Origin of the sequence: Streptomyces sp. NPDC059696 (assembly GCF_042733745.1) — a bacterium.
Taxonomy (GTDB): domain Bacteria; phylum Actinomycetota; class Actinomycetes; order Streptomycetales; family Streptomycetaceae; genus Streptomyces.
The window spans coordinates 149454-169889 of sequence record NZ_JBHWFG010000007.1; the positions used below are offsets into that span (position 1 = coordinate 149454).

The 20436-nt window shown below is 73.1% G+C and carries 19 protein-coding genes and 2 pseudogenes; 13 read left to right on the forward strand and 8 right to left on the reverse strand.

The window, feature by feature from the left end; all coding sequences use genetic code 11:
* Nucleotides 1-23: 23 nt before the first annotated feature.
* Nucleotides 24-1076 (reverse strand): carbohydrate kinase family protein, encoded by a 1053-nt coding sequence (locus ACFV20_RS10085; protein WP_385654629.1) that lies wholly within the window; start codon nt 1074-1076, stop codon nt 24-26.
* Between the two features lie 149 nt (nt 1077-1225).
* Here ACFV20_RS10085 and ACFV20_RS10090 point away from each other — a divergent pair, with 149 nt between their 5' ends.
* The 4 genes and pseudogenes from ACFV20_RS10090 to ACFV20_RS10105 form a co-directional block, all read left to right on the forward strand.
* On the forward strand, nt 1226-1990 hold the full coding sequence (locus ACFV20_RS10090; RefSeq protein WP_385654893.1) for a DeoR/GlpR family DNA-binding transcription regulator: 765 nt from the start codon (nt 1226-1228) through the stop codon (nt 1988-1990).
* Entirely contained in the window at nt 1987-3327 is a 1341-nt protein-coding gene (locus ACFV20_RS10095) for a 6-phospho-beta-glucosidase (protein WP_385654632.1), read from the forward strand. Before ACFV20_RS10090 ends, ACFV20_RS10095 begins: the two co-directional genes overlap by 4 nt.
* A gap of 73 nt (nt 3328-3400) precedes the next feature.
* Nucleotides 3401-6442: an alpha-mannosidase gene (locus ACFV20_RS10100; RefSeq protein WP_385654635.1), complete on the forward strand. Its 3042-nt coding sequence runs from the start codon at nt 3401-3403 to the stop codon at nt 6440-6442.
* 128 nt (nt 6443-6570) lie between these two features.
* Nucleotides 6571-6780: pseudogene (locus tag ACFV20_RS10105) on the forward strand (cupin domain-containing protein); the annotation flags it as partial.
* Here the strand turns inward: ACFV20_RS10105 and ACFV20_RS10110 are convergent.
* Complete coding sequence (locus tag ACFV20_RS10110) at nt 6741-7934, reverse strand: ATP-grasp domain-containing protein (protein WP_385654638.1); 1194 nt, start codon at nt 7932-7934, stop codon at nt 6741-6743. The pseudogene ACFV20_RS10105 and the gene ACFV20_RS10110 overlap by 40 nt on opposite strands.
* A 257-nt stretch (nt 7935-8191) precedes the next feature.
* Between ACFV20_RS10110 and ACFV20_RS10115 the strand changes: the two genes are divergently transcribed.
* On the forward strand, nt 8192-9052 hold the full coding sequence (locus ACFV20_RS10115; protein ID WP_385654641.1) for a metallophosphoesterase family protein: 861 nt from the start codon (nt 8192-8194) through the stop codon (nt 9050-9052).
* On the forward strand, nt 9049-9708 hold the full coding sequence (locus tag ACFV20_RS10120; RefSeq protein ID WP_385654644.1) for a 4'-phosphopantetheinyl transferase: 660 nt from the start codon (nt 9049-9051) through the stop codon (nt 9706-9708). Before ACFV20_RS10115 ends, ACFV20_RS10120 begins: the two co-directional genes overlap by 4 nt.
* Nucleotides 9709-9943: 235 nt before the next feature.
* Here the strand turns inward: ACFV20_RS10120 and ACFV20_RS10125 are convergent, their stop codons facing one another.
* The 3 genes from ACFV20_RS10125 to ACFV20_RS10135 all read right to left on the reverse strand — a co-directional run bounded on the left by ACFV20_RS10125 (nt 9944) and on the right by ACFV20_RS10135 (nt 11566).
* Entirely contained in the window at nt 9944-10168 is a 225-nt protein-coding gene (locus tag ACFV20_RS10125; RefSeq protein ID WP_234848045.1) for a hypothetical protein, read from the reverse strand.
* 175 nt (nt 10169-10343) lie between these two features.
* Nucleotides 10344-10874, reverse strand: coding sequence for a toxin-antitoxin system, toxin component (locus tag ACFV20_RS10130; protein ID WP_385654896.1), 531 nt, complete (start codon nt 10872-10874; stop codon nt 10344-10346).
* Nucleotides 10875-10906: 32 nt separating this feature from the next.
* Entirely contained in the window at nt 10907-11566 is a 660-nt protein-coding gene (locus ACFV20_RS10135) for a helix-turn-helix domain-containing protein (protein WP_385654648.1), read from the reverse strand.
* A 238-nt stretch (nt 11567-11804) separates the two neighbouring features.
* On the opposite strand from ACFV20_RS10135, the gene ACFV20_RS10140 reads away from it, so the two are divergent.
* The 7 genes and pseudogenes from ACFV20_RS10140 to ACFV20_RS10170 all read left to right on the forward strand — a co-directional run bounded on the left by ACFV20_RS10140 (nt 11805) and on the right by ACFV20_RS10170 (nt 18186).
* Nucleotides 11805-12464, forward strand: coding sequence for a hypothetical protein (locus ACFV20_RS10140; RefSeq protein ID WP_385654655.1), 660 nt, complete (start codon nt 11805-11807; stop codon nt 12462-12464).
* Between the two features lie 129 nt (nt 12465-12593).
* Nucleotides 12594-13748 carry an NAD(P)/FAD-dependent oxidoreductase gene (locus ACFV20_RS10145; RefSeq protein WP_385654658.1) on the forward strand — a complete coding sequence of 385 codons (1155 nt, stop codon included), beginning with the start codon at nt 12594-12596 and terminating at the stop codon, nt 13746-13748.
* Nucleotides 13745-14011, forward strand: a pseudogene (locus ACFV20_RS10150) ((2Fe-2S)-binding protein); the annotation flags it as partial. The gene ACFV20_RS10145 and the pseudogene ACFV20_RS10150, both read left to right, overlap by 4 nt.
* 204 nt (nt 14012-14215) lie before the next feature.
* On the forward strand, nt 14216-15580 hold the full coding sequence (locus tag ACFV20_RS10155) for an FAD-dependent oxidoreductase (protein ID WP_385654898.1): 1365 nt from the start codon (nt 14216-14218) through the stop codon (nt 15578-15580).
* Nucleotides 15577-16467: a dihydrodipicolinate synthase family protein gene (locus ACFV20_RS10160; protein ID WP_385654661.1), complete on the forward strand. Its 891-nt coding sequence runs from the start codon at nt 15577-15579 to the stop codon at nt 16465-16467. The genes ACFV20_RS10155 and ACFV20_RS10160 overlap by 4 nt, the downstream gene beginning before the upstream one ends.
* 5 nt (nt 16468-16472) lie before the next feature.
* Nucleotides 16473-17474, forward strand: a complete 1002-nt coding sequence (locus ACFV20_RS10165; protein ID WP_385654664.1) for a proline racemase family protein — start codon at nt 16473-16475, stop codon at nt 17472-17474.
* 40 nt (nt 17475-17514) lie between these two features.
* Complete coding sequence (locus tag ACFV20_RS10170; protein WP_385654666.1) at nt 17515-18186, forward strand: GntR family transcriptional regulator; 672 nt, start codon at nt 17515-17517, stop codon at nt 18184-18186.
* Between the two features lie 38 nt (nt 18187-18224).
* On the opposite strand, the gene ACFV20_RS10175 is transcribed toward ACFV20_RS10170, so the two are convergent.
* The 3 genes from ACFV20_RS10175 to ACFV20_RS10185 are packed head-to-tail and all read right to left on the reverse strand — an operon-like array spanning nt 18225 to nt 20403.
* Nucleotides 18225-19160, reverse strand: coding sequence for a PDR/VanB family oxidoreductase (locus ACFV20_RS10175; protein ID WP_385654670.1), 936 nt, complete (start codon nt 19158-19160; stop codon nt 18225-18227).
* A complete protein-coding gene (locus ACFV20_RS10180) occupies nt 19157-19336 on the reverse strand; it encodes a hypothetical protein (RefSeq protein ID WP_385654672.1) in 180 nt (59 codons plus the stop codon). The genes ACFV20_RS10175 and ACFV20_RS10180 overlap by 4 nt, the downstream gene beginning before the upstream one ends.
* Nucleotides 19333-20403, reverse strand: coding sequence for a Rieske 2Fe-2S domain-containing protein (locus ACFV20_RS10185; protein WP_385654675.1), 1071 nt, complete (start codon nt 20401-20403; stop codon nt 19333-19335). Before ACFV20_RS10185 ends, ACFV20_RS10180 begins: the two co-directional genes overlap by 4 nt.
* Between the last annotated feature and the right edge of the window lie 33 nt (nt 20404-20436).

Sequence of the window (20436 nt, forward strand, 5' to 3'; positions counted from 1 at the left end):
TCGACGTGCCGGAGGGATGTGGGTCAGTGCGGCCCTTCGCAGACGCGCGGAGAGACGGGGGTGCGAGGGGCGGGCGGGGTGACGGGGGCGTGGTGCACGGGCGGCCCGGGATCGGCGGGCATGCGGTCGGACAGGAACCCGTAGGCGGCCCGCACCTCGGGGTCGGTCTGTGAGCGCCACCAGCGTGCGACGCCGTACCAGCCGGGGGCCGCGAGGGCGCCGCCGTGATGCCGGACGGACAGCCCGGCCGCGAGGGCGGCGAACCGCAGCCGCTCCGCCAGCGGCCAGCCGCCGAGGGACGCCGCGACGAAGCTCGCGCCGAAGACGTCCCCGGCGCCCGTCGCGTCCAGCACCTCGGTGTCCAGGGCCGGGACCTCGGCGTACTCGCCGGTGATCTGGTCGACGGCGAGGGCGCCGTCGCCGCCGCGGGTCACCACAGCGACCGGGACCAGTTCGGACAGGGTGCCGAGCGCGGCCATCGCGCTGTCGGTGCGGGTGTAGGCCATCGCCTCGGTCTCGTTCGGGAGGAAGGCGTGGCACAGGGCCAGCTGGTCCAGGAGGGCCCGTGACCACTCCTGGGTGGGGTCCCAGCCGACATCGCCGTAGATCCGCGTGCCGTTCGCCGCGGCCTTGGCGAGCCATTCGCGGGGCTGGGCCTCGAGGTGCACCAGGGCGGTCCGCGCGTCGGGCGGGTCGCCCATCAGCGCGTCCTGCGTGTACGGCGGTTCGTGGCCGTGGGTGAGCAGGGCCCGGTCGTGGCCGTATGCGACGGAGACGGTGACCGGGGTGGGCCAGCCGTCCGCAGTCCGGGAGAGCGAGAGGTCGACGCCTTCCTGATCGCGCAGGACGTCCCGGCAGTGCTCGCCGTAGAAGTCGTCGCCGAACACCGTGGCCAGGCTGGTGCGCAGGCCGAAGCGGGCGGCGGCGACCGCGAGGTTCGCGATGCCGCCCGGGCCGCAGCCCATGCCCCGGGTCCAGATCTCCTCGCCCGGGGTGGGCGGCCCGCCGAGCCCCGTGAGGACGAGGTCGTAGAAGAGCAGCCCGGTCAGCAGCACATCGGGCCGGTCGTCGTCCACGGATGTGTCCTCTCACTCGCGGCTTCGACGGAGATCGTCAAAACTCTTCATTTCGGTGACCGGAATCGTGCGCTGCTTCGCGAGATTGGTCAATACCCGAGCAGAAATAAGCATGGCGATGATTGGAGATGACGAGTAATGTGCACGCCGTGCTGGCAGAACGACGACACCAACTCATCCTGCGGGCCCTGCGGGCCGGTGGTCCCGCGGCCGTGACCGACCTCTCCGAGCAGCTGGGCGTGAGCCCCGCCACGATCAGGCGTGACCTGGTGAAACTCGAAGAGGACGGACTGCTCACGCGCGTCCACGGCGGCGCCGTCGTGGAGGAGGGCGACCAGCCCTTCGCCGAGGTCGCCGAAGTGCGCGTGTCCGAGAAGGACGCCATAGCCGAACGCGCCGCGGCGATGATCAGGGACGGCCAGTCGGTGCTGCTGGACATCGGGACGACCGCCTACCGCCTGGCCCGGCAGCTGCACGGACGGCGGCTCACCGTGATCACCAGCAACCTGGTGGTCTACGAGGAGCTCGCCGACGACGAGGGCATCGAACTGGTCCTGCTCGGCGGCATGGTCCGCCGCGAGTACCGCTCCCTGGTCGGCTTCCTCACCGAGGACAACCTGCGCCAGCTGCACGCCGACTGGCTCTTCCTCGGCACCAGCGGAGTACGGCCCGGCGGGCAGGTCATGGACACGACGGTCGTGGAGGTGCCGGTCAAGCGGGCCATGATCAAGGCCGGCGACAAGGTGGTGCTGCTCGCCGACGCGGCGAAGTTCCCCGGGCACGGGATGGCGAAGGTCTGCGGTCCCGAGGACCTGGACGCGGTGGTGACGAACGCGCCGGTCGACGCCGCGACACGAACCTCCTTCCAGGAGGCGGGCGTCGAGGTCGTCGTGGCGGGAAAGGTGCAAGCGTGAAACTGACGATTCTGGGCGGCGGAGGATTCCGGGTCCCCCTGGTGTACGGAGCGCTCCTCCAGGACCACGCCGAGGGCCGGGTGACCCATGTCGTCCTGCACGATCTGGACGCCGGACGGCTGTCGGCGGTGACCCGTGTCCTCGCCGAACAGGCGGCCGGCGTCCCCGACGCCCCCGGGGTCAGTGCCACCACCGACCTCGACGAGGCCCTGCGCGGCGCCGACTTCGTGTTCTCCGCGATCCGCGTCGGCGGCCTGGAGGGACGCGCGCACGACGAACGCGTCGCCCTGGCCGAAGGGGTGCTGGGCCAGGAGACGGTGGGCGCGGGCGGCATCGCCTACGGCCTGCGCACGGTCCCGGTCGCCGTCGACATCGCCCAGCGGGTCGCCCGGCTCGCTCCCGACGCCTGGGTCATCAACTTCACCAACCCGGCCGGACTGGTCACCGAGGCCATGTCCCGCCACCTCGGCGACCGCGTCATCGGCATCTGCGACTCCCCGGTCGGCCTGGGCCGCCGGATCGCCCGGGTGCTCGGCGTGGAGAACCCCGGCGAGGCGTGGATCGACTACGTCGGGCTCAACCACCTCGGCTGGGTGCGCGGCCTGCGCGTCGCCGGCCGGGACGAACTCCCGCGCCTGCTCGCCGACCCCGACCTGCTCGGCTCGTTCGAGGAGGGCAAGCTCTTCGGCGCCGACTGGCTGCGCTCTCTGGGCGCGATCCCCAACGAGTACCTGCACTACTACTACTTCAACCGCGAGGCCGTCCGCGCCTACCAGCAGGCCGAGAAGACCCGCGGCGCCTTCCTGCACGACCAGCAGGCCCGCTTCTACGCCGAGATGCGCAACCCCGACGCCCCCGCCCTCGCCCTGTGGGACCGCACCCGCGCCGAGCGCGAGGCCACGTACATGGCCGAGAACCGCGAGACCGCGGGCGCCGGCGAACGCGACGAGGACGACCTGTCCGGCGGTTACGAGAAGGTGGCCCTCGCCCTGATGCGGGCCATCGCCCGGGACGAGCGCACCACCCTGATCCTCAACGTGCGCAACCGGCGCACGCTGTCCGTCCTGGACCCGGAGGCCGTCATCGAGGTCCCCTGCCTCGTCGACGCCAACGGCGCCCACCCCGTCACCGTCGACCCGCTGCCCGACCACGCCACGGGCCTGGTCTGCGCGGTCAAGGCGGTCGAACGCGAAGTGCTGGCCGCGGCCGGCTCCGGCTCCCGTGCCACCGCCGTGAAGGCCTTCGCCCTGCACCCGCTCGTCGACTCCGTCAACGTCGCCCGCAGGCTGGTCGAGGGCTACACCGAGGTCCACCCCGGGTTGGCGTACCTTAGGTGAACGCCGCTCGGTAAGCGCTTTCCCCCCCACCGCTTCCCGTCTGCTCGTTCTTCCCGCTTCCTGGAGACATCCCATGCACGACGAAAGCCGCCGCATCGAGGAGCGCGTGCAGCGCCTTCACGACCAGCGCATCAAGACCGCGGTCTACGCGGCCGCCGTCCCCTTCGAGGTGGAGGCCTGGCAGGCCCCGGGGGAGCCGGTCCCGTTCGAGGAGGCCGCCGCGGCCTCCTACGAACCGTTCACGATGGGCACGCCGTGGGGCCCGCCCTGGGGCACCACCTGGTTCCGCATGCGCGGACGGGTGCCCGAGGACTGGGCGGGCCGCCGGGTCGAGGCCGTCATCGACCTCGGCTTCGTCGGCGACTGGCCCGGCAACCAGGCCGAGGCCCTGGTCCACCTCACCGACGGCACCCCCCTGAAGGCCGTCAACCCGCTCAACCAGTACGTGGCGATCGCCAACCCCGCCCAGGGCGGGGAGACGGTCGACTACCTGGTCGAGGCCGCCTCCAACCCGGACATCCTGGCGGACAACTTCTCCAAGGTGACGCCCCTCGGCGACCGACTGACCGCGGGCGACAAGCCCCTCTACACCTTCCGCAGCGCCGACCTCGCGATCCTCGACGAGGAGGTCTGGCACCTCGACCTCGACGTGCAGGTGCTGCGCGAGCTCATGCTGGAGCTCGGCGAGCACGACCCACGCCGGCACGAGATCGCCCATGCCCTCGACCGTGCGATGGACCTGCTCGACCTGGACGACGTCTCCGGCTCGGCCGCCGCCGTCCGCAAGGCGCTGAAGCCGGTGCTGTCCAAGCCCGCGCACGCCAGCGCGCACACGATCTCCGGCGTCGGTCACGCCCACATCGACTCCGCCTGGCTCTGGCCCATCCGCGAGACCAAGCGCAAGACGTCCCGCACCTTCTCCAACGTCACCTCGCTCGCCGACGAGTACGACGACTTCGTCTTCGCCTGCTCCCAGGCCCAGCAGTACGAATGGGTCCGCGACAACTACCCCAAGGTCTGGACCCGCATCCAGGAGGCGGTCAAGAACGGCCAGTGGGCGCCGGTCGGCGGCATGTGGGTCGAGTCCGACGGCAACCTGCCCGGCGGCGAGGCCGTCGCCCGCCAGTTCGTCCACGGCAAGCGGTTCTTCATCGAGCACTTCGGCATCGAGACCAAGGGCGTGTGGCTGCCCGACTCCTTCGGCTACAACGCGGCCTACCCGCAGATCGCCAAGCTCGCCGGCAACGAGTGGTTCCTCACCCAGAAGATCTCCTGGAACCAGACCAACCGGTTCCCCCACCACACCTTCTGGTGGGAGGGCATCGACGGCACCCGCATCTTCACGCACTTCCCGCCCGTCGACACCTACAACGCCCGTTTCAGCGGCGAGGAGATGTCCCGCGCGGTCCGCAACTACCAGGAGAAGGGCGGCGCCTCCCGCTCCCTGGCCCCCTTCGGCTGGGGCGACGGCGGCGGCGGCCCCACCCGCGAGATCATGGAACGCGCCCGTCGGCTGGCCGACCTGGAGGGCTCCGCGAAGGTCGTCGTCGAACACCCCGACGCGTTCTTCGCCAAGGCCCTCGCGGAGTACCCGGACGCGCCCGTGTGGGTCGGCGAGCTCTACCTGGAGCTGCACCGCGCCACCTACACCTCCCAGGCCCGCACCAAGCAGGGCAACCGCCGCAGTGAGCACCTTCTGCGCGAGGCGGAACTCTGGGCGACCACGGCAGCCCTGCACGCACCGGGCTACACCTACCCGCACGAGAAGCTGGACCGGCTGTGGAAGACGGTGCTGCTGCACCAGTTCCACGACATCCTGCCCGGCTCCTCCATCGCCTGGGTGCACCGCGAGGCCGAGGCGGAGTACGCCCGGGTCGCGGAGGAACTGCACGCGCTGACCGCCGAGGCGGTGTCCGCCCTGGGCGCCGGCGAGACCCGCGTCTTCAACACCAGCCCCTACGACCGCGCCGACGTGGTCCGCACGGCCGACGGCGCACCGGTCTACGTGAAGGTGCCCGCGAACGGCTCCGCACCCCTCACCGACTGCGCACCCCAGCGGCCGGTGACGGTGGACGGCCGGGTCCTCGACAACGGACTGATCCGCGTGGAGGTCGCCGAGGACGGCACGCTGTCCTCCGTCCGCGACCTGCGTGCCGGCCGCGAGGTCCTCGCCGAGCCGGGCAACCTGCTCCGCCTGCACACCGACCTGCCCAACTACTGGGACGCCTGGGACATCGACAAGCACTACAAGAACCGCTACACCGACCTCCTGGACGCCTCGTCCGTCACCGTCGTCGAACAGGACCCGCTGATCGGCGCGATCCGCGTCGAACGGTCCTTCGGCAAGGGCTCCACGATCACCCAGACGATCACCGTCCGCGCCGGCAGCCCCCGCGTCGACATCGAGACGGACATCGACTGGCACGAGACCGAGAAGATCCTCAAGGCGGCCTTCCCGGTCGACATCCGCGCCCCGCACTCCTCCGCCGAGATCCAGTTCGGCCACGTCCAGCGCCCCACCCACACCAACACCAGCTGGGAGTCGGCCCGCTTCGAGGTCTCCGGCCACCGCTGGGTGCACCTCGGCGAACCCGGCTACGGCGTGGCCGTCATCAACGACTCCACCTACGGCCACGACGTCTCCCGCACCGTCCGCGAGGACGGCGGCACCACGACCACCGTCCGGCTCAGCCTGGTCCGCGCCCCGCGCATCCCGGACCCCGAGGCCGACCAGGGCCGCCACTGCTTCACCTACGCGCTGCTGCCCGGCGCGACCATCGAGGACGCCGTCGCCGAGGGCTACGCCCTGAACCTGCCGCTGCGTGTGGCCGACGCGGCCGGCGCCCCCGAACCGGTCGTCTCCACCGAGGGGGAGGGCATCACCGTGGAAGCCGTCAAACTCGCCGACGACGCCTCCGGAGACGTCGTCGTACGGCTCTACGAGTCCCGTGGCGGCCGTGCGGCCGGCATCCTGCGCACCGGGTTCCCGCTCGCGGGCGCCCAGATCACCGACCTGCTGGAACGGCCCCTGGAGGACGCGGAGATCACCGACGGTTCCGTCGCCGTCGCGCTGCGCCCCTTCCAGATCCTCACCCTGCGCCTGCGAAGGGGCTGACCTCACGGCCACACGCCCGTGATGCGAGGACGCCGGCGCTCGGGGCATCTTCGTCCACCGGCTCCTCCACGCCGCCGACGGCGTGGAGGACCCCCGGTCGTTCCTGCCTGGCCACGGACAGCGGGGGACCGCACACCCCGCACGCCTTCGCCGCCGCGCCGGGGGCGAAGGCCGACGTGCCGTTCGTCTTCACCCCGGGCGCGGGACGCCTCGACTGTCTGCGGCTACTGGGCCGGGTGATGCGCGGCGAGGCCGACCCCCAGGAGAACAAGGACTCCTCGGAGCGCTTCGACAACCACTACGTCGACAGCCCGGTGTGGCGTGCGGCGCTCGCGGCCAGGCCCGGGAGCGCCGCCGTCCGAGGCGCCGGTGCGGCGGCGCCGGACTGCTCGGGCGCAGCGGGCGAGGGCACCGCCGGGAGCGGCTCCTGCACCGCAGGGAGCTGCTCCGGCCGCTGGTGCGGCAGCGACACCGGCCGCAGCGGACGCGGGCCCGACACCACCGTGTAGTCCTGGCCCAGGAACGGCGGCTCCATCTCGCCCGGATCCTCGCCGAGGGCCAACTGCACCGCGGCCCAGGGCGCGTTGACACCGCACTGGGACAGCTGGTGCAGCCCGCCCGCCGGGCGGGTGTTGACGTCCATCAGCACCGGCCGGTCGCCGAACATCCGGAACTGGATGTTGGACAGGTAGTGCAGACCGAATCCCTCCGCGATCCGCCGGGCGGGGTCCAGCCATTGCTCGTGCAGCGTGAAGCCGCGGCGGCGGCCGTTCTTCGTACGGCCCACCGCCAGCCGGACCCGGTTGTCCGGGCCGGTGAGGCAGTCCACCGACACCTCGGGCTGCTCCAGACGCGGCATCACCAGCCAGTCCACCGGCTCCCCGTCCCGCCGCAGCGCCTCCAGCACCAGGTCGAGCGGCACGTACGGGCTCGGGAAGCCGCTCAGATGCGTCAGCGAGAAGGACGTCCGCGTGATCACGCGGAAGCCCACCCCGCCGGCCCCGGACGCCGGCTTGAAGCACGCCTTGTGCCCGCCTGCCTCCAACTCCTCGACGGCGCCGACCAGTTCGTCCGCCGAGCGGACCCGGTACCAGGGCGGTACCGGCACGCCGATCGCCTGGACCGCCTCGTAGGCGATCACCTTGTCGTGGAAGACGGCCACGGCCTCGGGCGGCGGCGCCAGGACCGCCGTGCCGGCCGCCTCGAACTCGGCGCGGTGCGCCACGATCGCCGACTGGTGCAGCCGGGGCACGAACACGTCGATGCCCCGCCGCGCGCACTGGGCCAGCGCGTACTCGACGTAACCGGCGGGGGAGAGGTTCTCGGGCTCCAGCTCCGCGGTGTCGGCGGCGGCCAGCACCGGTGAGTCGGGGTCGCCGTGCGTGGCATGGATCTCGACCGCCCGGTCGCTGGGATTCCTCCGCAGCTGATCCATGAAGAACACGTTCTCCGCGTACGTGCGGTTGAGCCAGACGCGTACGCGAGAGACCATGCAGGCCGCCTTTCACGGTTCGCGGGCAGGGCTGAGCAGCCCGTGCCCGGGCAGGAGAAGGGTAGGGACACCAAACCGCCCCTGTGGAAGGGACGTTCGGAGCGGTGGTGTTGGGCCAGATCATACGGCTTCGGCGGGCCCCCTCGTGCAACGCGCGTGTGAAGGAATTCTCCGGCCCCCCGTGCCCCCGCGCCGCCCTTGTCCCGGCCCCCCGGATGTGATCTCTTGGTGGCGTCCGGATGGGGGAGGGGCGAGAGGTGACGTCGACGGCCGGTCGCGCCGCACAACTGCTGGCCATCAGCGATCTGCACATCGGGTACCGGGAGAACCGCGCCCTGGTCGAGGGCATGCGGCCCGGCACGGACGACGACTGGCTGCTGGTGGCCGGGGACGTCGCCGAGACCGTGGCGGACATCCGCTGGGCCCTGGAGACGCTCGCGGGCCGCTTCCGCAAGGTCGTCTGGGTGCCCGGCAACCACGAGCTGTGGACCCATCCGAGCGACGCCGTCACGCTGCGCGGAGTCGCCCGCTACACCCATCTCGTCGAGATGTGCCGCGACCTCGGCGTGACGACACCCGAGGACCCCTACCCGGTGTGGGAGGGCCCCGGCGGCCCGGTGGCCGTCGCCCCGCTGTTCCTGCTGTACGACTACTCGTTCCTGCCGGCCGGCTGCACCACCAAGGAACAGGGCCTGGAGTACGCGCAGGGCACCGGGATCGTCTGCACCGACGAGTACCTGCTGCACCCCGATCCCTACCCGAGCCGGGAGGCCTGGTGCCGGGCCCGGGTCGCCGAGACCGAACGCAGACTCGCCGCACTGCCCGGCGACCTGCCGGTGATCCCGGTCAACCACTACCCGCTGCACCGGCATCCGATGGACGTGCTGTGGCACCCCGAGTTCGCCATGTGGTGCGGCACGGACCTGACCGCCGACTGGCACCGCAGATTCCGCGTGCCCGCCATGGTCTACGGCCATCTGCACATCCCCCGCACCACGTTCCACGAAGGCGTGCGCTTCGAGGAGGTGTCGGTGGGCTATCCGCGCGAATGGAAGAAGCGGACCCGGCCGCCGGGGCGGCTGCGGCGCATCCTGCCGGAGGAGGGCGAGGAGCGGTGATCGAGGAACTGCTGCCGCGGACGGTGGTCACCGTCGAGACGTACGGCGACTCAGAGGCGGACACCCCGCTGTACCCCGAGGAGGAAGCGCTCCTGACGCGGGCGGTCGCCAAGCGGCGCAGGGAGTTCGCCGTGGTGCGCTCCTGCGCCCGCACAGCCATGGAGAAGCTCGGCGTGCCGCCGCAGCCGATCCTGCCCGGGGAGCGCGGTGCCCCCGGCTGGCCGGCCGGGCTGGCCGGCAGTATGACCCACTGCGACGGCTACTGCGCCGCCGCGCTGGTCCGCGCCACCGACCTGGCGTCCCTCGGCATCGACGCCGAGGTCCACGGACCGCTGCCCGAGGGCGTCCTGCCGTCGGTGTCGCTGCCGGCCGAGGCCGGCCGGCTGCGGCGGCTCGCGGCCGACCATCCCGGCATCCACTGGGACCGGCTGCTGTTCAGCGCGAAGGAGTCCGTCTACAAGGCGTGGTTCCCCCTCACCGGAAAGTGGCTGGACTTCATGGAGGCCGACATCGACCTCACCCCCGACGGCACGTTCCGCGCGGACCTGCTCGTCCCCGGGCCATGGGTGGGCACCCGCCGCCTGGACCACTTCGAGGGCCGCTGGACGGCGGGGCGGGGCCTGATCGCGACGGCGATCGCGGTCCCGCACGCCTGAGCCCGCCCCGCCCGGAACCCGCCCCGCCGGGACCCGCCCCGCCGGGACCCGCCGCGCCTGGATCCGCCCCGCCGGGACCCGCCCCGCCGGGACCCGCCGCGCCTGGATCCGCCCCGCCGGGACCCGCCGCGCCTGGATCCGCCCCGCCGGGACCCGCCGCGCCTGGATCCGCCGCGCCTGAGCTCCGCCGCGCCTGAACCCGTCGCGCGGGACCCGCCCCCGAGGCGTATCCCGTTCAGCTGCCCGGCTCCGGGCACCACTGCTCCAGGAGGCGGAAGAACTCCTCCTCGTTGCCGGTCAGGCCGGCGCGCTCCAGGGCCTGCTCCGCCTCGGCGAGCACGGCCGGCGGGACGAGCGGTGGTCCGCCCTCCCGGTCGAAGGCGGCCCGCACGGTGTGCAGCAGCCGCAGATAGGCCTGGACGGCGGTGCGTTCACGATCGGTCAGAACGGCGGTGGGCATCGATCGGCTCTCCCCGTGTCGGCGTCGTCGGTCCCGCGCCTCACGGCGCGTGCGCCCCGCACAGCGGTGACGCCCCTCCAGCTTGCCGCCCACCACTGACAATCCGGCCCGGCAGCCTTCCGGTTCGCCCGCTCGGCGCAGGCCGCCGCAGCACGTCACCGCGCCGGGCGGCCCGTCAGCCCTGCGGTCCGCGGTACCCCAGTGACGCCTCGATCCGCCCCGCCAGATGGTCCCGCTGCACCGGCCCCCGCGACGACGAACCGGCCAGCCACGCACGGCACTTGCTGGCGAGCAGCAGGCCGAAGCTCTCGGCCTCCTTCTCGTCGTCGAAGTCGAAACGGGTGCGGGCTGCGACCTTCAGCACGGTCGCCTGGAGGTCGGCCCCGTCGTCGAGCAGCCGGGCCGCCACGGCCGCGCCCTCCACGTGGTGGGAGCAGTGCCCCGCCTTCATGTGCCACAGCTCATGGCCCAGGATCACCAACTGGTGCTCGGGAGCGGTGCGTTCCTCGATCACCACGAGGTCCTGCTCGGCCATGTCGAGCCACAGCCCACTGGCCGTTCCGGGCGGGAACGCGGCCGTGCGGAAGCGGACGGGACGGCCACGGCGTCTGCTCATGCCGTCGCACAGGGCGGCGTACAGCTCGTCGGGCCGGGCCGGCGCGGGGAGGGTCAGCTCCGCGACCAGCTCGCCGCACAGACGGCGCATTTCCCTACCGATGCCCACAGTTCTCCCCACGGTCACGACTCGGGCCGCTTGACGCTCTCCAGGAGCATGTCCAGCCACTCCGCGACCTTGTCGCGGTGCTGGTCGGTGGGCAGTTGCGCGGCTCGCCAGGCGATGCCGCGCACGCCGTGGTCCTGCAGCAGCCGCTCCAGCGGGTCGTCCGCCGCGGCGGCAGCCTGCCGCTCACGGTCGGCGAGCTTCTGCAGCAGCTCCTGCTCGGTGTGCTGGAGGGCGCTCACGAGTGCCTCGGGGTCTTCGGCGGTCAGAAAGCCCGCGTGCACCCGGAAGAACCGCTGGAGGGCGTCGCAGTGCTCCATGGTCGGCCGCCGGTCGCCGTTGATGAGGGCGCCGGCCTGCTGGCGGGACATGCCGGCGCCGTCGGCGATCTCCTGCTGGGTGTACTTGCGGCCGTTGGGCTTGAGCCGGGTCCGGCGCAGCAGGTCCAGCCGCTGCAGGAACCGGGCCTGGACGTCGGGCTCGCCCGCCGGACGGCCACAGAGCAGGGCCTTGACCACGGGCTCCGGGACGCCGGAGGCGACGGACAGCCTGCCGACGTCGAAGACCTCGGCGTGGGGCACGCCGAGCCGGTCGGCGAGCGCGCCGACACGGGCGACGACGGCCGGCAGCACGGCCGTAGGCGTGACGCCCGGACCTTCGACGAAGCCACCCGTCACCGACAGATCTCCTACGTATCTCACAGGCTTCTCACAAGTGGATGCCGTGACCTACCCCGGCGTGAACTTCCCGGAGCGTAGCCGGTGCTTCGAACTCACATCCAGGTCTCGCCACAACTGTGGCCAATTTCAGCCGTCAACAGCCTCGGAATGCCACGATAGTTGACACGCCTCAGCTCGGAGCAGCAGGATCGGGGCGCCGCGTCAAGGCCGCACAGGCAAGAGGGGTGACCTCCCGATGGCATATCAGGCAGGAGGGCAGCGGCCGGCACCGCGGCCCGTCCCCGAGACTCCCGAGGCCCAGGCCTACCTGGAGGACTACGCCGGGCTCCTGGAGGGTGTCACCCTCCCCTCGCTCGTCGTCGACCACTGCTGGGACGTGATGCTGACCAATGGCGCCTTCCGGTCACTTTTCCGTGAGGTCGGCCCGCATCCCACCGCGATGCCCGACGACAACTTCCTCAGGTTCGTCCTCTTCCACCCGGACGCGCCCACGGTGCTCGGCGACCACGAGGCGAGCTGGTGCCTGCCGATGCTCGCGCACTTCGCGCGGACCGTGGACGCACACGGCCCCGACCACGGGCTGCAGGCCATCCGCCGCGACATCGCCCAGGACCCGATCATGGAGGCCGCCTACCGGCACGGTCTGCCGCACTGGATCCGCGCGGTCGGCGAGGGCGCCGTCGAGCAGGACGGAGCGGTCCGGCCCCTGGTGCACCCGGATCCCCACCGGGGTGCCACCGAGTGCCGGATCGTCGTCGAGACGTCCCGGACGCTCGAGGAACTGGGCTGTGCCCGGCTCACGTTCGTCCTGCGCGAGGCCCGCCGCTCCGCGTCCCGCGAGCGCCGCTCCCGCCGCGCCGCCACCCACCTGAGGGTCGTCCCCACAGCCGACTGATCCCACGGGCTGTCTGCCCGCCGAACGCTCGCGCAGCCCCCGTCCGGCCGGCATCCCTTCCCGGCCCTGGAGTCGTCCCTCCTTGTCGGCACCCTGTTCCCGCCGTGTGGTGTGTGACATAGTACTGCCGTGAGCGAGTCGCTGACCTGCGATGTCGTGGTGGTCGGTGCCGGAGTGGTCGGTGCCGCCACCGCCCTGTACGCGGGCCGGGCGGGCCTGGACACCGTCGTGGTGGACCGGGGGCCGGTGGCCGGTGGCACGACCGGAGCGGGGGAGGGGAACCTCCTCGTCTCCGACAAGGAACCCGGGCCCGAGCTCGAGCTGGCCCTGCTGTCCGCCCGGCTGTGGGCGGACCTGGCCCGGGAAGGGCTGGGCCGGGCCGTCGAGTACGAGGCCAAGGGCGGTGTCGTCGTCGCGGGTACGGACCGGGCCCTGGCCGGGCTGGAGGAACTCGCCGCCGGGCAGCGCAAGGCCGGGGTCGAGGCCCTCCCGGTGCCGCCCGACGCCCTCACCGACCTGGAGCCGCACCTGGCTCCCGGCCTCGCGGGCGGCATGCACTATCCGCAGGACGCGCAGGTGATGCCCGCCCTCGCGGCGGCGCACCTGCTGCGTGCCTCGAAGGCCCGGGTGCTCACCGGGCGGGAGGTGACCGGGGTCCTGCGCGGCCCGGGCGGAGCGGTGCGCGGTGTGCGGACCGACCGGGGCGTTCTGCACGCCCCCGCGGTCGTCAACGCGGCCGGCACCTGGGGCGGCGAGTTGGCGGCCCGCGCCGGGGTGTCCCTGCCGGTCCTGCCCCGGCGGGGCTTCGTGCTGGTCACCCAACCGCTGCCGCCCCGCATCCGGCACAAGGTGTACGCCGCCGACTACGTGGCCGACGTCGCCAGCGACTCGGCGGCGCTGCAGACCTCCCCGGTGGTCGAGGGCACCCCGGCCGGACCGGTCCTCATCGGCGCCAGCCGCGAACGGGTCGGCTTCGACCGGTCCCTCTCGCTTCCGGCGCTGCGCGCGCTGGCGGCCGGGGCGACCCGGCTGTTCCCCTTCCTCGCCGGGGTCCGGGCCCTGCGGGCGTACGCCGGATTCCGGCCGTATCTGCCGGACCACCTGCCCGCGATCGGCCCGGATCCTAGAGCACCCGGGCTGTTCCACGCCTGCGGGCACGAGGGCGCGGGCATCGGACTGGCCACCGGCACCGGGCATCTCCTCGCACAGGTGCTGAGCGGCCACACGCCCGACCTGGACCTCGTCCCCTTCCGGCCCGACCGCTTCACCGAGGAGGCCGCATGAACCCCCTGGAGCTCGCGGGGGCCAGGCCCGGTCCCGCCTTCACGGTCACGTTCGACGGGTGGCCCGTCGAGGCGCTGCCCGGGCAGACGGTCGCCGCCGTGCTGTGGGCGGCGGGCGTCACCTCCTGGCGTTCCACCCGGTCACAGGGCCGTCCGCGGGGAGTGTTCTGCGGGATCGGCGTCTGTTTCGACTGTCTGGTGACCGTCAACGGCCGCACCGACCAACGAGCCTGCCTGGTGCCGGTGCGGCCGGGGGATGTGATCACCGCCCAGGAGGGCACAGGGCACGGCGAGATGGGCACACAGGGCGGAACAGGACGGGGTGAGACCGGGGTGCAGGGCGGCTCGGGACGGGGTGAGACCGGGGCGCAGGGCGGCTCGGGACGGGGTGAGACCGGGGCGCAGGGCGGCTCGGGACGCGGTGAGACCGGGGGCAGGGCGGCGGCACCGGCCACGAGGAGTCGCGCCGTGCGGACTGAACTCGCCGTGATCGGCGCCGGACCGGCCGGGCTCGCCGCCGCCCTGGCCGCCTCCGCGCGCGGCGTGCGGGTCACGCTCGTCGACGCCGCGACGCAGCCCGGCGGTCAGTTCCACCGGCAGCCCGCCGCCGGGCTCGGGGCCGGGCGGCCCGAGGCGCTGCACCACCGGTGGCGGACCTGGGAGCGGCTGCGGGACGGGCTCGCCGCCCATGCCGTAGATGTGCTGACGGACCATCACGTCTGGAGCGTGGAACGCACCCCGGACGGATTCACCGTGCACGCGCTGCTCGGGCCGCGGCAGGAGCAGTCCGTCGAGCTGCGCGCCCGCGCCGTGCTGCTGGCCACCGGCGGTTACGAGAAGGTGCTGCCCTTCCCCGGCTGGACCCTCCCCGGCGTCGTCACGGCCGGCGGCGCCCAGGCCATGCTCAAGGGCGCACTGGCCGTGCCGGGGCGCCGAGCGGTCGTCGCCGGGACCGGGCCGCTGCTGCTGCCCGTGGCGACCGGACTCGCGGCCGCCGGGGTCGAGGTCGCCGCGCTCGTCGAGTCGGTCGGCCCGGGTCGCCTCTCCCGCCACGGCCGGGCCCTGGCCGGCAAGCTCCCGGAAGGCGCCGGATACGCCGCCCGGCTGCTGCGCCACCGCGTCCCGGTGCTCACCCGCCACACCGTCGTCCGTGCCCACGGCGACGACCGGCTGACCGGCGTCACGGTCGCCCTCCTCGACGCCGAGGGCCGGGTCCGGCCCGGCACCGAGCGGCACCTGGACTGCGACACCCTCGCCGTCGGCCACGGCATGCTCCCGCACACCGACCTCGCCGAGAGCCTCGGCTGCCGCCTCTACGGGTTCACCGTGGCCGTCGGCCCCGAGCAGCGCACGGACGTGCCCGGCGTGTGGGCGGCCGGCGAGGCCACCGGTGTCGGCGGCGCCGACCTCGCGCTCGCCGAGGGGCACATCGCCGGCAGCTCCGCCGCCGCCCACCTGCGCGGCACCGTCCCCGGCCCGGCGCCCGCCGCCTACAAGGCCCGGTCGAGGCTCAGGCGGTCCGCCGCCGCCCTCGACTCCGCCTACGCGCCGCCCGCGCACTGGCCCGAGCAGATCACCGACGACACCGTGGTGTGCCGCTGCGAGGAGGTCACCGCCGGGGCCGTGCGCGAGGCCCTGGACCTCGGCGCGGGCGACGAACGCACCGTGAAGCTGCTCACCCGCGCCGGAATGGGCTGGTGCCAGGGCCGGATGTGCGGCACCGCGGTCGCCGGTCTCGCCGGCTGCCCACCCACCCCGGGCAAGCGCCCGTTCGCCCGCCCCGTGCCGCTCGGCGTCCTCGCCCGGCAACACCCCCAGGAGGGACCGTCATGACCGCACCCCGCCCCTGGCGCGGCGTCCTCGTCGCCACCGCGCTCCCACTGAACGACGACCTCTCGGTGAACTACGACCGGTACGCCGAGCACTGCGCCTGGCTGGTCGCGGGCGGCTGCGACGGCGTCGTGCCGAACGGCTCCCTCGGCGAGTACCAGGTGCTCACACCCGAGGAGCGGGCCCGGGTCGTCGAGACGGCCGTCGCCGCGATCGGCGGGGAGCGCGTGATGCCCGGCGTCGCCGCCTACGGGTCGGCCGAGGCCCGGCGGTGGGCCGAGCAGGCCGCGGAGGCCGGCTGCCACGCGGTGATGCTGCTGCCCCCGAACGCCTATCGCGCCGACGAGCGTTCCGTCCTGGCCCACTACGCCGAGGTCGCCCGGTCGGGCCTGCCGGTCGTCGCGTACAACAACCCGATCGACACCAAGGTCGACCTCGTGCCCGAACTCCTCGCCCGGCTCCACGGCGAAGGACACATCCACGGGGTGAAGGAGTTCTCCGGCGACGTGCGCCGGGCCTACCGGATCGCCGAACTCGCCCCCGAACTGGACCTGCTGGTCGGCGCGGACGACGTCCTGCTGGAGCTGGCCGTCGCCGGGGCCAAGGGCTGGGTCGCGGGCTACCCGAACGCGCTGCCCCGCTCCTGTGCCGAGCTGTACCGTGCCGCCGTCGGCGGCGACCTGGACACCGCGCTGCCCCTGTACCGGCGGCTGCACCCCCTGCTGCGCTGGGACTCCCGGGTGGAGTTCGTGCAGGCCATCAAGCTGTCCATGGACCTCGCCGGCCGCCACGGCGGCCCCTGCCGCCCGCCGCGGGTGCCGCTGTCACCGGAGCAGGAGGCCACCGTCCGAGCCGCCACCGAGAAGGCCCTCGCGGCCGGATCGAGCTGAGGACCATGCGCAGCAGACTCGTCCTGCACGCCGTCGACTCGCACACCGAGGGCATGCCGACCCGCGTCATCACCGGCGGCATCAGCACCGTGCCGGGCGCCACCATGAACGAACGGCGGCTGTGGTTCCGCGAACACCGCGACGACATCAAGCAGTTGCTGATGAACGAGCCGCGCGGCCACTCCGCGATGAGCGGCGCGATCCTCCAGCCGCCGACCCGGCCGGACTGCGACTGGGGCGTCCTCTACATCGAGGTCTCCGGCTATCTGCCCATGTGCGGGCACGGCACCATCGGCGTGGCGACCGTCCTGGTCGAGACCGGCATGGTCGAGGTGACCGAGCCGGTCACCACCATCCGGCTCGACACCCCGGCCGGGCCGGTCGTCGCCGAGGTGGCGGTGAAGGACGGGGGCGCACAGGCGGTCACCCTCCGGAACGTGCCCTCCTTCGCCGTCGCCCTCGACCGCGAGACCACCCTCGCCGACGGCCGGACGGTGACGTACGACCTCGCGTTCGGCGGCAACTTCTACGCCGTCCTGCCGCTGGAGCGGTTCGGCCTGCCCTTCGACCGGTCCCGCAAGGACGAGATCCTCGCCGCGGGCCTGTCCCTCATGGCCGCCGTCAACGCCGAGGACCCGCCCGTCCACCCCCAGGACCCGTCCATCCACGGCCTCCACCACGTCTACCTGGCAGCCCCCGGCTCGACCGCCCGCCACTCCCGGCACGCCATGGCCATCCACCCCGGCTGGTTCGACCGCTCGCCCTGCGGCACCGGCACCAGCGCCCGCATGGCACAGTTGCACGCCCGCGGCGAACTCCCTCTCCACACCGAGTTCGTCAACGAGTCCTTCATCGGCACCCGCTTCACCGGCCGGCTGCTCGGCACCACCGAGGTCGCCGGTCACCCGGCCGTGCTGCCCAGCTTCACCGGCCGCGCCTGGATCACCGGCACCGCCCAGTACCTGCTGGACCCCGAGGACCTGTTCCCCGCGGGATTCGTCCTGTAGAGCGCACACGAGCAGACCACGAGAGGAACCCCGAACCGTCATGGCCCCCCAGCACACCCCCGCCCTGCCCGTGCTGGGCAGCAGGAAGCCCAGCCACCGGGAGCGGGTCGCGGACGCGCTGCGGGCCGCGCTGATCGCCGGTGAACTGCGGCCCGGCGAGGTCTACTCGGCCCCCGGACTCGCCGCCCGCTTCGGTGTCTCCGCCACGCCCGTGCGCGAGGCCATGCTCGACCTGGCCAAGGAGGGGCTGGTCGACACCGTGCCCAACAAGGGCTTCCGGGTGACGGCCGTCTCCGAGCGGCAACTCGACGAGTACACGCACATCCGCGCGCTGATCGAGATCCCCACCACGGCGGAACTGGCCCGCACCGCCGACCCCGCTGCTCTCGAGGCGTTGCGCCCGGTCGCCCGGGAGATCGTCACCTCCGCCGCTGCCGGGGACCTCATCGCCTACGTCGAAGCCGACCTGCGCTTCCACCTCGCTCTGCTGGCCCTCGCCGGCAACAGCCACCTCGTCGACGTCGTCCGCGACCTCAGACGCCGCTCCCGTCTCTACGGCCTGACGGCCCTGGTCGAGCAGGGGCGGCTGGAGGCGTCGGCGGAGGAGCACCTGGAGATCCTGGACGCGCTGCTGGCCCGCGACGAGGAGGCCGTCCGCGCCGTGATGACCCGGCACCTCGGACACGTCCGGGGCCTGTGGGCCGCGCCCTGAACATGCCGGGCGGGGGCGGGCCGGCCGGGCGGGCCGGTTCACAGATCCAGGACGAGCCGCTTCCCGCGGCAGCGGGACACACAGATCATCATGGTGTCGCCCGCCGCGCGCTCGTCGTCCGTCAGCACCGAGTCGCGGTGGTCCGGCTCGCCGTCCAGGACGTCCGTCTCACACGTGCCGCAGGTGCCCTCGGTGCAGGAGAACAGCACCTCCACCCCCGCCGCACGCACCGCGTCGAGCACGGACACGTCCGGCGCGACGGTGAGCGTCGTGCCGCTGCGCGCGAGTTCCACCTCGAACGCGGTGGCGGCGCCTGTCTCCCGCTCCTTCGGCCGGAACCGCTCCAGGCGCAACGCCGCGGACGGACACCGGGCCTCGACGGCGTCGAGCAGCGGCCCCGGACCACAGCAGTAGACGAGAGTGCCCTCGGGCAGGTCGTCCAGCACGGACGGCAGGTCCAGCAGGCCCGACTCGTCCTCGGGAGCGATCGTCACCCGGTCCCCGTAGCGGGCCAGTTCCTCCGCGAAGGCCATGGACCCGCGACTGCGCCCGCCGTACAGCAGCGACCAGTCGGCGCCCGCCGCCTCGGCCGCCGCGAGCATCGGCAGGATCGGTGTGATGCCGATGCCGCCCGCGACGAAGCGATACCGGGAGGCGGGCTCCAGACGGAAGGTGTTGCGGGGCCCGCGCACCCGTACCTCGGCGCCCTCCCGCACGTGCTCGTGCACATGGGCCGAGCCGCCCCGCCCGGGGTTCTCCCGCAACACGGCGATCCGCCAGGCCGACCGGTCCGCCGGATCGCCGCACAGCGAGTACTGCCGCTCCAGACCCGGCGCCGGGACGACGTCGACATGGGCGCCCGGCTCCCACGCGGGGAGCGGCTCGCCCAGCGGATGGCGCAACGTCATGGCGAGCACGCCGTCAGCAGCGAACTCCCTGCGCTCGACGACGAGTTCGGACTCGTACATGCTCATCGGCTGTTTCCTCGCGGCTCGTCGACCCGGTGCCCCCGCGGATGGGCGAGCATCCACTCCCACATCTCGACCGGGTCCTGCGCGGTGTGCTCACGGCCGCAGTGGCACGTGCCGTGCAGGGTGTCGGTGCCGGGCAGCCAGGCGATGCGGTAGATCTCGCCGGTCCCGGCCGTCACCGGACCGTCTCCTCGGGCTTGGCGCCCTGCTCCACCAGCCGGGCGAGGATGCGGCGGGCGGCCAGACCACCGGTGTCGATGTTGATGCTCAGCTCCTGGTAGCCGGTGCGCTCGGTGCCGAGCGTCTTTTGCAGCAGGTTGAGCGCGGTGACGTCCTGCATCACGACCGTGTGGTTGTTGCCCCGCAGGAACTCGGTGACCTCGGCGTCGTCGGTCGCCCAGTCGCGGGAGACGGCCCAGAAGTCGTACACCGTGCCGTCGCCGGACGGCGTGATGGCGTACGTGATCTCGGTGTGGAAGCCGTTCGGGTCGCTGCCGTCCGCCCCGGGCAGCACCCCGACCGGGGCGATCCGGCTGTGCAGCAGATACAGGCAGGGCGCGTGGTACTCGATGTCCTGCCAGCGGGTGATCCGGCCCTCGATGCCGGTGGACTCGGCGTAGAACGGCGGGCACGCGGCGTCGTCCATGTGCCGGCTGACCCGCACGATCCCGGCGCCCTCGTCGACCTCGGTGGTGATCGGCGTCTCGGCGACCTCGGGGGTGCCGATGTAACCCCCGTGCAGATACGTCTCGTGGGACAGGTCGAGGAGGTTGTCGACGAGCAGGCCGTAGTCGCAGTCGATGGGCTCCATGCCGCGCACGGTGACCCAGCCGGGGGAGTCCAGGTGCCGGGCCCGGGGGATGGACCGCGGGTCGGCGAGCGCCGGGTCGCCGATCCACACCCAGATCAGCGAGTCCTGCTCGACGACCGGGTAGGAGGCGACCCGGGCGGTGCGCGGCACCCGTTTCTGCCCCGGCACGTACACGCACGTGCCGGTCGTGTCGTAGGTGAACCCGTGGTACCCGCACACGATCCGGTCCCCGTCCAGCCGCGTCGGCGCCTCCGACAGCGGGTAACGGCGGTGCACACAGCGGTCGTGCAGGACGACCGGCGTGCCGTCCTCCTCCGTCCGGTAGAGCACGAGCGTCTCACCGAGGACGGTCCGGCCGAGCAACTCCCGCCCCACCTCGTGACTGTAGGCGGCGACGTACCACTGGTTCCTGGCGAACGCGGTCATGTGAGGCATGGGTGCCGGCTCCCGTCTCTCGGTCGTGGCGAC